General features: G+C 41.6%; 13 protein-coding genes. 10 read left to right on the forward strand and 3 right to left on the reverse strand.

The window, feature by feature from the left end; translation table 11 throughout:
• The 9 genes from G563_RS0132055 to G563_RS0132095 form a co-directional block, all read left to right on the forward strand.
• The coding region (locus tag G563_RS0132055) for a transposase family protein (RefSeq protein ID WP_028668938.1) at nt 1-321 on the forward strand (321 nt) is incomplete at its 5' end.
• A gap of 563 nt (nt 322-884) precedes the next feature.
• A complete protein-coding gene (locus G563_RS0132065) occupies nt 885-1259 on the forward strand; it encodes a VanZ family protein (protein ID WP_028668940.1) in 375 nt (124 codons plus the stop codon).
• A gap of 97 nt (nt 1260-1356) precedes the next feature.
• Entirely contained in the window at nt 1357-2103 is a 747-nt protein-coding gene (locus tag G563_RS0132070; RefSeq protein WP_028668941.1) for a WecB/TagA/CpsF family glycosyltransferase, read from the forward strand.
• A 222-nt stretch (nt 2104-2325) separates the two neighbouring features.
• On the forward strand, nt 2326-3174 hold the full coding sequence (locus tag G563_RS36445; protein WP_211235329.1) for a glycosyltransferase: 849 nt from the start codon (nt 2326-2328) through the stop codon (nt 3172-3174).
• Nucleotides 3175-3189: 15 nt separating this feature from the next.
• Complete coding sequence (locus tag G563_RS38755) at nt 3190-3507, forward strand: glycosyltransferase (RefSeq protein ID WP_211235330.1); 318 nt, start codon at nt 3190-3192, stop codon at nt 3505-3507.
• Nucleotides 3508-4031: 524 nt separating this feature from the next.
• A complete protein-coding gene (locus G563_RS0132080) occupies nt 4032-5060 on the forward strand; it encodes a hypothetical protein (RefSeq protein ID WP_028668942.1) in 1029 nt (342 codons plus the stop codon).
• A gap of 13 nt (nt 5061-5073) precedes the next feature.
• A complete protein-coding gene (locus G563_RS0132085) occupies nt 5074-5892 on the forward strand; it encodes a YjbH domain-containing protein (protein WP_037328786.1) in 819 nt (272 codons plus the stop codon).
• Nucleotides 5893-6023: 131 nt separating this feature from the next.
• Nucleotides 6024-7157 (forward strand): YjbH domain-containing protein, encoded by a 1134-nt coding sequence (locus G563_RS0132090; RefSeq protein ID WP_028668944.1) that lies wholly within the window; start codon nt 6024-6026, stop codon nt 7155-7157.
• Nucleotides 7158-7526: 369 nt separating this feature from the next.
• Entirely contained in the window at nt 7527-8942 is a 1416-nt protein-coding gene (locus G563_RS0132095; RefSeq protein WP_028668945.1) for an exopolysaccharide biosynthesis polyprenyl glycosylphosphotransferase, read from the forward strand.
• 263 nt (nt 8943-9205) lie between these two features.
• On the opposite strand, the gene G563_RS0132100 is transcribed toward G563_RS0132095, so the two are convergent.
• A complete protein-coding gene (locus G563_RS0132100) occupies nt 9206-9871 on the reverse strand; it encodes a tyrosine-protein phosphatase (protein WP_211235331.1) in 666 nt (221 codons plus the stop codon).
• 214 nt (nt 9872-10085) lie between these two features.
• The gene (gene dtd / locus G563_RS0132105) at nt 10086-10538 is read right to left on the reverse strand and encodes a D-aminoacyl-tRNA deacylase (RefSeq protein WP_028668947.1); all 453 of its coding nucleotides are present in this window, start codon (nt 10536-10538) and stop codon (nt 10086-10088) included.
• A gap of 83 nt (nt 10539-10621) precedes the next feature.
• On the opposite strand from dtd, the gene G563_RS0132110 reads away from it, so the two are divergent.
• Nucleotides 10622-12109, forward strand: a complete 1488-nt coding sequence (locus tag G563_RS0132110) for an arylsulfatase (RefSeq protein ID WP_037328788.1) — start codon at nt 10622-10624, stop codon at nt 12107-12109.
• Between the two features lie 99 nt (nt 12110-12208).
• Here G563_RS0132110 and G563_RS0132115 read toward each other — a convergent pair whose 3' ends face one another.
• The gene (locus G563_RS0132115; protein WP_028668949.1) at nt 12209-12901 is read right to left on the reverse strand and encodes a carboxylesterase family protein; all 693 of its coding nucleotides are present in this window, start codon (nt 12899-12901) and stop codon (nt 12209-12211) included.
• Nucleotides 12902-12904 lie beyond the last annotated feature (3 nt).

Consider the following 12904-nt stretch of genomic DNA (forward strand, 5'->3'; position numbering starts at 1 on the left):
ACTAAAAATGTATATGTTGATTTAGGTTATCTTGGTATTCAGAAAGAATACAAATTTTTGTCTTTAAAGATTCCATTTAAAAAGCCCAAAAAAAGCAAAAAAAATCCTTATCCAAGCTTAACATTAGAGCAAAAAAACTACAACAAGTCTATTAGTAAAAAGCGAGTTTTTGTAGAAAATGCAATTGCAGGAATAAAACGTTATCATATTTTAATTAACAAGTATAGAGGAAAATCTAAGGAAAAATTTGATGAAAGTATTGAATTATGCGCAGGCCTTTGGAACTTCAAAATCGACTTTAAGAAAAAGATAACTTGTTAGTAATCAACAAGAAAACAACTCTAATACTAATCAAATACTCAAAATTGATGATGGTTTTACTGACTTTGTTCTCTATTTTTATCTATTATAGTAATATGCTTGTGATATTTTCTTTTTTTTCTTACATGATTTTTTTTGTTATAGGTATTATTGGGTTTTTCTTTTTATTAAATATTGGAAACTTTTATGTTAACTTAATTTCTATAGTAATTATAGGATTTTCAATTTTAATTAATGGTCAGATTGCAGAGTTTGTTTCTGCTTTTTTTGCCTTTAGTGTTATTGTTTTTTATGACAAAAAAATACCTAAATTTGTGAATTTTATCGGAGAAATTTCTTATTCAGTTTACTTAATACATTTTCCTCTAGGAGTAAAATTGATAAACCTTTCTAAAAGATATGTTATTTCAGACTTATACATTGTCTTGTTTATTCTTTCTTTTATTTTAATAATTTTGGTCTCCAAAATATTTTATGAGAAGATTGAGAAACCATTTGCAAGAATGTCTAGTAGAATATCCTATAGGGGTGATTTTAGGATGGTGAATATTAAATCATAGTGTGTGCATAAGTTTTTAGTATACGTAATCTGTCTTATTGTAATCTTAGTGCTGTTTTTAAGCTGGATTCCCAATCCTAACGTGGGAGATGTTTTGCCCGTTCCGGCGAGTGTTCGCTATTGGATTAATGAAAATGGAAATTTGCGCACTGCCGTGCCTTTGGGCGTGCTGGGATTTGGGGTAGAATGGGTATTACAGTCAAAAAATAAAGATTGGCGGTGGCGCGGCTGGGCGTGGTTGGGCGTGGTAGGTATCGTGGCCGTAGCCGAACTTGGTCAAATGCTTTTGCCAAGTCGCTATCCTGATTGGGGAGATATTTTTTATGGTGCTGTAGGGGCTGCTGTAGGTATTGCGGGGGCTAAAGCAGTGGTTAAGTAAATGTGCAAATTTGAAAATGAGTTAGTTTGAAAATAATATCCTGATAATCAGTATGCTAATGATTGTCCTGCCCTAAAATAGTTTTCTCAAAAGAAAAATGAAAACAATCAACATATTAGGCATTCCGTTTTGGGACGACTCGGTAGAATCTTGCTATGCGTATCTCAATCAAAAAGGAGGTTTGATGATGGCTCCTTCGGGGCCGGGTTTGGGGAGTATCGCCCGCGAAAGGGAGTACTATGAGTCGGTACAGCAAGCCGATGTAGCGATACCTGATAGCGGTTATATGGTGTTGTTGTGGAATTTGCTGCGCCGTCCCAAAATTAAGAGAATATCGGGGCTGGCTTTTATCAATTACTTTGTAGAGCAGTTTCCCAAAGAAACCAATCGACGTTTGCTCCTCGTCAATCCCACACCCGACGAACAGCGGAGCAATGTGTCCTATTTACAGTCATTGGGGGTGGCTATTACGGAGCAAGATTGCTACATCGCCCCCCTTTACTCCAAAGGCAAAGTGGAAGATGCAGCTTTATGTGCGTTTATCGAAGCCAAAAAGCCCGATTGGGTGTTGATTAACATCGGCGGTGGCACACAGGAGATTTTGGGGGCCTATCTCAAAAAGCACCTTAGCTACCAACCCGCTTTGATATGCACGGGAGCGGCGATTGCGTTCAAAACGGGCAAACAAGTGCATATCCCAGCTTGGGCAGACCAATTGTATTTGGGGTGGTTGGTGCGGATTGCGTCAGCACCATCAAAGTACTACAAACGTTATTTAGAAGCGATTCCTCTGTTAGGATTGATAATTCGTTATGGTGAAAAAAAAGTCATAAAATTTGTCTAAAAAATTGCCTTCTTTTTAAAACACTACCGTTCGATAACTTTTTAGATAAATTTATGTACCAATTGATAGTAATTTAAATGGTATTTGGTATAATTGCAGAGAAGTAGTTCATTATTAGTGTATTAAAACCCTAGCATGTATTCATGGAGGATTTTAAAAAGCACGGCTGATAAAGCTTCTTCTCTAGCAGTTTTGTTACCTTACTATTGAAAATTACTAACCATGAAAATTCTCCACCTCGTAGCAGGTATGGATATTACTGCTGGCGGTGTAACCCAAGCAGTGTTGTCCATAGGAAGAGAATTAGAGGCACTAAGTGTCCGCAACGAAATTGTATGTTTGGATGAAGACAGTCAAGAGAGGCAATGGATATCTATTCCCACTCACCGACAAGGTCCTGCAAAGACCCCTTGGAAGTACGGGAAAAACCTTATTCCGTGGCTTAGGCAAAACTGGGAGCGCTTTGATGCGGTGATAGTGCATGGCCTGTGGCAGTATCATACCTATGCGGCTTATCAAGTGTGGAGAGAAAAAGGTAAAAGCAAGCCGATATACGTGATGCCTCACGGGATGCTCGATCCCTATTTTCAAAAAGCGAAAGGAAGACGTTTGAAAGCGATTCGAAATTGGCTTTTTTGGAAGTTAGTAGAGCGAAATATCGTCAACAAGGCAACAGCCTTGCTTTTTACTTGTGAAACCGAACGATTGCTGGCTCGGGAAACTTTTAGCCCCTATCGGCCAACGCTGGAAGCGGTAGTAGGTTTGGGAGTAGAAGCCCCACCGCTTTATGAGTCAGCTATGACGGCAGCCTTTTGCGAAAAAGCAGGATTACTACCAGGAGAGCCTTATCTACTTTTTCTGAGCCGTATTCATCCCAAAAAAGGCTTAGATATATTGGTGGAAGCCTATCTGGAGGTAAAGCAAAAAGCACCTTCTTTCCCCAAATTAGTGATTGCAGGGCCGGGTATTGAAACGGATTTTGGGCAAAAAGTGGCTCGTTTAGTAGAGGAATCAGAAGATGTGCGCTTGGTAGGAATGCTAACTGGAGATCCCAAATGGGGCGCATTGTAGGGTTGTGAGGCTTTTGTGCTACCAAGTCACCAAGAAAATTTTGGGATAGCGGTGGTAGAAGCGTTGGCCTGCGGAAAGCCCGTGCTGATTTCGGATCAAGTAAATATTTGGCGGGAAATTGCCGAGGGAGAAGCAGGCTTGGTAGCCAAAGATACCCTAGAAGGTACGCGACGTTTGTTGATAGAATGGGAACTACTAACTGCTGAGAAAAAGGAAAAAATGATCCAACAAACCAAAAAAGTATACGTCGAGTATTTTTCGATAGAAAAGTCAGCAACCAATATAAAAGCTTTGATAGAACAAAATCTTGAGGCACACACGACAGCCGTATAGGTCTCAGGATTTAAAAATGGTTGCCTTCAAAAAGTTTTTATGTGCTTATATTTGGTAAAATATACTAATAATTGATAATACTTTAAAAAGAAAATTTTGTATTTTTTGTATTTTAAATAATTTATATTATTGATTATGAGTGGGTTATGTTTTTTGGGTTTAGACTTGGTTAGTTAGTTATAATAAAAAAGCGTATATTTGTAATATACTATAAAGTATTCAATCCCTACGATATTTGTTGAAAAAGTATTAACGCACACAAAACCTGTGATTTGTGTTTGTGCTAGGTGCTAATGGTCTGTGTGGTAGAATGAGGTAGCATTTGATCAAAGTGCGGAAATGTCGTTTGGCAAAAAGTAACGATAATTCATAATCACAATTAAATACACTGATAGTAAACGAATATAAAAATAACAATTAAAAGTAGTATGATGCATGGATATTGTGCGTGTATACTCATACGTTAGTTTAATTAAATAAAATAATCGTAATGATATAACCTGCATACTTAACAATTGAAGACAATGAAAAAACGAATGCTCTCTTTCATGGTGTACGGCTTGGCGTTGACGCTGGTCATGTACAACTGCTCAAAGGGTGACCCGCTGGGACCCAATGAAAAAATCATGGACGGACTGAAGAAGATTGAAATGGAAAAAGTGGAAATCGAAAAGTCTGAGCCTGCCAAAAGTACGCCTGGGTCGTTTGAAGCCTCGGCCAAAGTGGCGGAAATCGAAAAGTTGGTGGCGCAAATTACCCCTTCTGGTGCGATTCCGGCCAATCTCAAAACTTCGATTGAGGAGTTGTCGTCGGTATTGAATACGACCGAAGTCGCCGCTCTTTCAGGAATTTCTCCACAGACTTTAGCGGCGATGGAAGCGGGTGCAGAAGCTCCTGCAAATATCAAGGCGATTTTGGAAAAAGTAGCCAATGACCCACGCCTCAAAGCTTACATGAACAATGTGGTATTGCCTACGTTGGATGAGTCACCTTTGGTAGATAAGACCAAGGGATTGCAAATTCCTAAAAATGCGCGGGTGACTTCTGATCCTTTGTCGCAGTGCTTGGACGTCGTAGAAAACCAATACAATACCACCGTTACTACGCTACAATCTAACCGCACCACACAGCTTGCACAAGTAGAGGCTACTTATCAGCAGACTTTGACCAACAACGCAGCCACCGAAACTAGTTGTATTTCAACCGCTACCGCTCGCTATCAACCTTTGAGATCAGCAGCACAGGTATCGAAAGCGGCAGCTGCCGCCGCATTGGAGGCCGCTAAAAGTTCACTTCCGCTTGCCACTTATACAACCTTGAAAGCGATGCTTAACCTTGGAACGGTGGTGTTTATTACGCAGCTCAACAACTTTGAGAATACCGACAAGAAAGTATGTACGCAAACTAAGTTGGTCAACAATAACAACGCTTTGACAGCCCGCAACAACAGCAATGCAGCTGTGGAGCTTGCTTACCAAAATGCACTTGCGCAGGCCAATGCAGCCAAAGCCGCAGCCATCGCGCTTTGTGAGGAACAACACGATCAAGGATAATCATTGCTCGTCGATGCAACTAGCAAGACGAAACCACCACCACACTTTTTTACTCCTCTTTGGAATAATGGTGTGGTGGTATTTACCTACCTCCGCTCAAGTGAATCTCTCGGGGAAATCAGGACTGATGTATACTCCCTCGGCCGTTATGACTGATGACGGTTTTTTTAGAATAGGGTATAACTACAATCCTATTAGGTACGGACTGAGAGGCCGTAATGAAAACCCCGAACGCATCTTGTTTGCTAATGTGACAATTCTGCCCCGTCTTGAAGTAGGAGTGACACTTTTGCAAATGATCGATACCCCTACAAGCGATGTGAGTGAGGGGATTGGTGACCGAGGTATGGATTTGCGGTATCAAGTACTGAAAGAAACCGAAAAACGCCCTGGCTTGGCGGTGATTATGACGGTGCCTTTTACAATCGACGGAGCAATGCTCACGCATGTAGTGGTAGCTACTAAGCATTTTGAGATAGCGCGTGATTGGAAATTGGAAGTAAGTGCGGGCTACGGAAGTCCTTATTTTGTGTATCGGCAAGGAAGTACCACTACCAATTACAGTTTTTTGTCGAATTTTGTGTGGCAAAAGAAAAGTACTTGGCGCTATCGGAACCATTATTTGGAAGGGCCTTTTGGTGGGTTGAGCCTGAGTTTTCGTCAAAAAGCAGGGTTTATGGCAGAGTATGATTCTCAGCACTTGAATGTAGGGGCGTACGCTACTTTCTTTAAAAAGTGGACTGTGCAAGCGGGATGGCTCAATGGGGATCAATTTATGTTTGGAACTTCTTTTGGGGTCAATCTGCTCAAGTTGCCTAGGAAGGTGAAGTAACTGTTAACCGTGGCTTTGCTTTGCGTCGGAGACGTTGTGCCGTTGTTGACCCAAATCATAGTTTGGGTCAAGCTGTGTGCCCCAAATCATAGTTTGTGGCAAGCTACTGATAAGAAATAAAAAAGTAAGTAATGATAAAAAGTAGGCTGTTGATTTTAGTAGGATGTTTGGGGGCAGGGCAATTGCTGGCGCAGACTGTCTCCCCAAAAGATCAAAAACTCAGTCGAAATTTTGAAAATGTTTGGATAGATAGCCTCACAAAGACAGTCTATTACGAACAACGTCTTTATCGAAATCCATTTATCGGACTGCACGAGATGCGGAAAGTGGTGAAGGATTCAAGCATTCGGGATTTTGTACCACTCATGCAGGGGCTCCCGATTGCCAAGTACCGTTTGGGGCCTACTTTAGAAGTACTGCCCTTGAGTGAACAAGAGCGATTATCGCACAGGGCCTTATCGGTCTTTCCGTACCAACGACGCGATTATAAATTTGATTTTTGGATTCAACCCGTCTTCGCTGCCCGTTTTGGGAATTTTTTGAAACCTGTGCGGAGCAATGCCAGTATTTTGCTCCAAAGCCAAGTGTATTTGTTGCCTGGATTGACGCTGTATTGGGGAGTGCTGTTTCCCATTACCAATGAGCTTGACAACCGCCCGCAGATTATCAGACCCGCACCCGTATTTTTGAATAAATTTTACGCCAAAAAAGACCATTTTGTAAGTGCTTCGTTGGGCTTTTTTCACAACGATAAGTACGGCCTGAATGTGCAATATCGTCGCGTGGATTTTAACAAACCGTGGTCGTATGGTTTGGAAATAGGGGTAACGGGCAATTATTACTATCCGAGAGGGGGGATTTATTATGATCAACTCTACGAGTTGTTGCTGCTGGCAGACGTAGCCTATTGTTTTCGACCGCTTGACCTTACCCTTAAACTAACAGGAGGGCAGTTTTTGTGGAATGACAAAGGCGTGAGATTTGATTTTATTCGGCAGTTTGCCAACGTAGAAATTGGATTGTTTGCCTATCTGACGCAAAATGGCTCCACGGCAGGTTTCAATTTTGCCGTACCCATTCCGCCGGGAAAAATACTCCAAGGCAAAAAAGTAAGGTTACGTACAACCGAAGAGTTTAGGTGGGAGTATATGTATGCAGGAACTTTTAAGATTGGGGAGCGCTATCAAGTAGGGTATCAGCTGGACCAAAGGCTGCGGCAGTATCATCAGTTTTATTTACAAAGGCAATACCAGCAGTCGAAATAGTATATACCAAAAAGATATTTGTATTTTTTTGTTTTTTACAAACAATAGTTTATGAACAATTACCGATAAAAATCTCAAAATTAGAATATATAACAACTTTAAGAATTAATAGCGATTTTAAAGGGATTCTATGAATAGGAATATCATTCGATAAGTTTTTGAGAAAATATACCATTTTTTATTATGAATTTTTAAGAATTGTCCGTAAAATTGTGCACTGCGCCCTGCTTATGAGATAAACCGAATGAATATCGGTTTAAATTGTAAAAAAGCAAGAATTTGTTTGAGTCATGCATTAGCCATTTTGCGCTTCGACACACACAAATTATGTAACGATAAACAAGTATCCACCTTAAAGTTTTAAACGTTATGGCACAGAACTCATTGTTACCAAGTGCGGTCAATTACCGAATTCATAGGCGCCAAAGCTACACACGCTTGGTGTCGGATGGCTTCGTGGCATTGCTTTCGTATCTTATTGCAGCTCAGTTGGTGGGACGTCATTTAAGACAAGTCGATTTGTTGGTGGTGGGTGGTCTGTGCATGACTTGGTATTTTACTTCAAAAGCTTCAAAACTATACGATGATTTTCGGACGGTGACGTTCGTGGATGAAATATTGGCGCTTATTCCTAATGTCATTGTTCAGTTTTTGGTGATTTCGGTGTCGTTGTTTTTCCTAAACGACGGCATGAAAGCGCGTTTATTTGCGGTAGTGTATGTGGTGGCAATGTCTGCGATATTGACCCTCAAAATGTACAGTTCCCGCAAAATTTTACGGTACTTTCAAGCCAATGGTTTAAACCAACAAAATTTGGTGATTGTGGGGGAGACGGAGCAGGTCGATAGCCTGAAGACATTGATAGAAGGCAATCCGCAGTTTGGGTATCAAATTGCGGGGCTGTGGGCTTATAAACTCACCGACCGCTTGCCTTTGACCGAAACGCTCAATTATTTGAGAGCCCTGATTCAGCTGCAACCCATTGATGAATTGGTGATAGTGCAAGGGCAGTTTGAGGAGAACTACGTAAGAGGACTTATCAACTGGGCCGATACCAAAGGGATTTTGGTACGATTTACGCCAGGTTTTTTTCAGTTCAGCGCTTCTCGCTACTCGTTAGAATTGTTTGGTAATTTTCCTTTAATAACAGTGCGTAGCACACCTCTCGAAATGGATTACTGGTGGATGGTAAAAAGAGCCTTTGATGTGATTTTTAGCGTTGCGTTTTTGGTGTTGGTAGCCTCTTGGTTATTCCCAATCATTGCGATTGCGATTTGGCTAGACTCCAAAGGCCCGGTGTTTTTTATCCAAGAACGCTGGGGAATGAAAGGTCGTAATATTGGGGTATGGAAGTTTAGAACCATGCACCACAATGCCTCAACGGTCAAAGACAAAGGTGGGTTTCAACAAACGACCCCAAACGATGCTAGGGTGACCAAAGTCGGGAAGTTTTTGCGTCGTACCAATTTAGATGAACTTCCCCAATTTATCAACGTGTTTTTGGGAAGTATGTCGGTGGTAGGGCCGCGACCACACGCCGTTAAGCATAGCCTCGAAACCTTGCCGCACATCAGCAATTATATGATTCGTCATCGTATCAAACCGGGTATTACGGGATGGGCGCAAGTGAGCGGTTTTAGAGGAGAGACCCACGAAATAGGACTAATGCGGAAACGGGTAGATTATGATATTTGGTATATCGAAAACTGGAGTTTGGTATTAGATATGCAGATCGTGATTCGTACCGTTTATAATATGCTCAAAGGTGATCCAATGGCTTATTAGGTTGTAACGGTAATTGTTATACGTAAATTTATAATAATACAAAAAAGAGGCTGTCCAAAAAGAAACAGGTTACAAAATATTCTTTGGTTTCAACCTCATCCCAACCCTTCTCCTTTCTGGAGAAGGGCTCAAAAGTCCCCCTCTACTGAAAGGAGAGGGGGATTTAGGGGGTGAGGTTGAACAGACGCCAAAGATAATTTGGTGATACTAGACTTTTTGGACAGCCTCTTTTTTGTTTTTGTAATGAGGAAGAAAGTCTTTTCTCAAAGTGAGGGATTGAGCCACTCGTAGTTGGAGAGTTGGCGATTAAGTTTTGAGTCTGCCGCAAATCGTTTGAGCGCTTCGAGGTGTTTTTTGTGGTGCAAGTCGGTACCTAGAAGTGACACCATGTTTTTTTGGAGGAGATTGTGCCCGACTGTACTTACATGCTTGCCATAATAGCCCGTCAAAGAAAGGACATTGATTTGAAACAAGCATCCTAGCTCGTGTAAATGTTCAAGCTCGGCCATTGAAAAATAATAATAACGCTCAGGATGAGCCAAAATGGGCACAAAACCACGGGCTTGTACCTTGAAAATTGCGTTTTCGTAATTGAGCACGGGGGCAACATACGAAAGCTCTACCAACAGGTATTTACCTGCAATGGGGAGAACAGCGTCATTGTCGATGAGTTTGTCAAAGTTTTCGTCGATCATGTACTCCGCTGCCGCTTCTAGTTTGATTTGTAAGCCTATCTCAGCGATTTTTTCTTGAACTACTTTGAGTACTTCCAAAATCTTCGTAGGAGTATTGGGGTAGAGGTCGGTCATCACATGAGGAGTGGTGATGACTTTCCGAAAACCCAACTCTTGTAGATTTCGTAAATACTGAATGGTACTTTCTAAATCAGGGCTCCCGTCGTCGAGGCCAGGAAGTAGGTGGGAGTGCATATCAACTTCTAGTTTCTCGATAATTTTAGCATTACTTTTTGCAAATAGTTTGGTAATAAGGGACATAATTATATGGTGTTTAGGATTATTCTATTTTATACTATAATAATTTGAATTACAGTAATTTGAGGGAGAATAGTGGCATGAAAGTAATGCTTTTTGATAAAAAAACATAGTTAAATAAGGATAAAAAAATGGCAAATTGGTATATAAATTATTGGCGATTTTTGGAGTCAATCACGATCGTAACAGGGCCATCGTTGAGTAGCGAAACTTTCATATCAGCGCCAAATTCGCCCGTTTGGATGGGGTGTTCCAAAAGTGCCGATAATTGAACGATCATTTTTTCATAAAGAGGAATGGCAATTTCAGGGCGTGCGGCTTCGATAAACGAAGGCCGGTTTCCTTTTTTGGTACTCGCATGAAGGGTAAACTGACTGATAAGCAGGATATTTCCGCCGATAGCTTTGAGGTCGAGGTTCATTTTTCCTTCCTCATCCGAGAAGATTCTCATTCCGACTATTTTTTTTGCCAACCATTCTAGGTCTTCGTCGGTGTCGGTATGGGTAATGCCTAACAAAACAAGAAATCCATTTTGGATTTGACCTTTGAGGTGGCCTTCGATTTTGACGGATGCTTCGCTAACTCTTTGGATGACTGCAATCATAGACAATAAGATAAGGTATATTTTTTGTGCAAAATAAAGCTTTGTACTAATTTGCCAGCTAACTTCCCGAAACCTTTTATGTCATGATTCGATTGTTGCCACTTTTATTATTAGTACTTGTAGGTTTTTCCTTTGTAAGAACCACCCCACCCACTACTCGACCCAATATTATATACATTTATGCCGATGATATGGGCTATGCTGAATTGGGGTGTTATGGACAAAAAAAAATAAAAACGCCGCATTTGGATAAACTAGCAAGCGAGGGTATACGTTTTACCCAACATTATACCAGTACCCCTGTGTGTGCGCCGGCGCGTTGCCAATTGCTTACGAGTAAGCACGCGGGGCATTCGTATATTCGGGGCAATTACGAATTGGGTGGTTTTCCAGATTCTTTGGAAGGGGGGCAGATGCCCCTCTATCCGGGGGCATTTACGATTGGGCGGATGTTGCAAGGGGTAGGTTATACGACAGCCTGCATTGGGAAGTGGGGACTTGGGATGGCCAATAGCAGCGGAAGTCCTAATAGTCAGGGGTTTGATTATTTTTATGGCTACTTAGATCAAAAGCAAGCTCACAATTTTTATCCTACTCACTTATGGGAAAATGGCAAGTCGGTTCCGCTCAACAATCCCGTAATTGATGTACACAAAAAACTCACGCCCGAAACGGCAACGGACGCGGCCTTTGCTTATTATAGAGGTAAAGACTATGCTATCGACAAAATGGCCCAGAAGGCATTGGCTTTTGTGAAAGAAAACAAAAATCGTCCTTTTTTTCTATACTTACCCTTTACAACTCCGCACGTTTCGCTGCAAGCACCCGAAGAGGCTGTCAACGAATACGTGGGGCAGTTTGAGGATAAACCTTACTTAGGAGAAAAAAGCTATGCTTCAACTCCTTATCCTAGAGCAACTTATGCGGCAATGATTACGTACATGGACAAGCAAGTGGGGGCATTGATGCAATTGCTCAAAGACCTGAAAATTGACGACAATACCATCGTGATGTTTTCGAGCGACAATGGCGCTACTTTCAATGGCGGGGTAGAAGCTGCTTATTTTAGGAGCGTGGCAAATTTGCGCGGCCTCAAAATGGATGTATACGAAGGGGGAATTAGAGAACCCATGATTGCGCGTTGGCCCCAAAAAATTCCTGCCAATCAGGTCACCGACCATGTGTCGGTACAATACGATGTGATGGCTACCTTGGCCGACATAGCAGGATATACCAAACCGATTGATACAGACGGTCTTTCTTTTTTACCCACCTTGCTCGGTCAAAAAACAAAACAAAAACAACACGCCTATCTCTACTGGGAATACCCCGAAAAAGGAGGGCAGTTGGCGATTCGGATGGGGAATTGGAAAGGGGTTAAAACCGAAGTTCGTAAAAATCGAAAAGGGCCTTGGGAGTTGTATGATTTGAGTAAAGATGAAAGCGAAACGACCAACGTGGCCGCTCAACACCCTGAATTGGTTCGAGAGTTTGATGAGATAGTGGAGCGCGAACATGTACCTTCCCACATCAAAGAATGGGAGTTTGTATCTCCTAAATTTGGACAATAGAAGTTAGATATTGTTCAAATTTTAGGCTGTGCGTCGGAGACGCAGCACCACTTTTTTGCCCCAAATGACAGTTTAGGTTAAGCTATCGCTGTGTTAGATTTACTTCTTAAACTGCAACATCCATTTATAAATATCATAAACGTCACGCTTTTCATAAAGCCAATGAATACCGTGCCCTTCGTTTTCGAGTTTTGTGTAGGTAATACGGCCTTGGCATTTTTCTAAAGTTTTGACTTTGCTATCGGTTTCAGCAATAGGAACTACCTCATCTTCAGTGCCGTGGAAAGTCCAGATGGGGGTGTTTTTGAGAACACAAAGGCGGTCGGTGTCACTAAGCCATGCACACAAAGGTACAAGCGCGGCAAAGGTATTGGGATAATCTTTGGCAACTTCAAATACCCCACCGCCGCCCATGCTCACTCCTGTAAGATAGATACGACTAGGGTCGATACGGTATTTGCTTTGTAATTCTGCATACAAAACCGAAAACCAATCTTCCGAAAACCAGTATTTGTTGCTAGGACACTGAGGCGATACCGCAATAAAATCAAAATGCAGCCCCTGTGCCACGGCGCGCGGAATCCCGTAGCCTTTTAGCTTGTTGAGGTCATCGCCGCGCTGTGAACTTCCGTGGAGATATATCAAAAGGGGATATTTCTTGTTGTTTTGTTGGTAGTCTTGAGGTAAATACAGATGATAATCGTATTTAGCTTTGGTCTTTTCTAGGTGTTGAGCTTTGCTAGTAAAACCAATAAGTGTGCTGATAATCAATAAAATAGCGGTGTGTTTCATGCG

This window comes from Runella zeae DSM 19591 (assembly GCF_000423565.1).
Taxonomy (GTDB): domain Bacteria; phylum Bacteroidota; class Bacteroidia; order Cytophagales; family Spirosomataceae; genus Runella; species Runella zeae.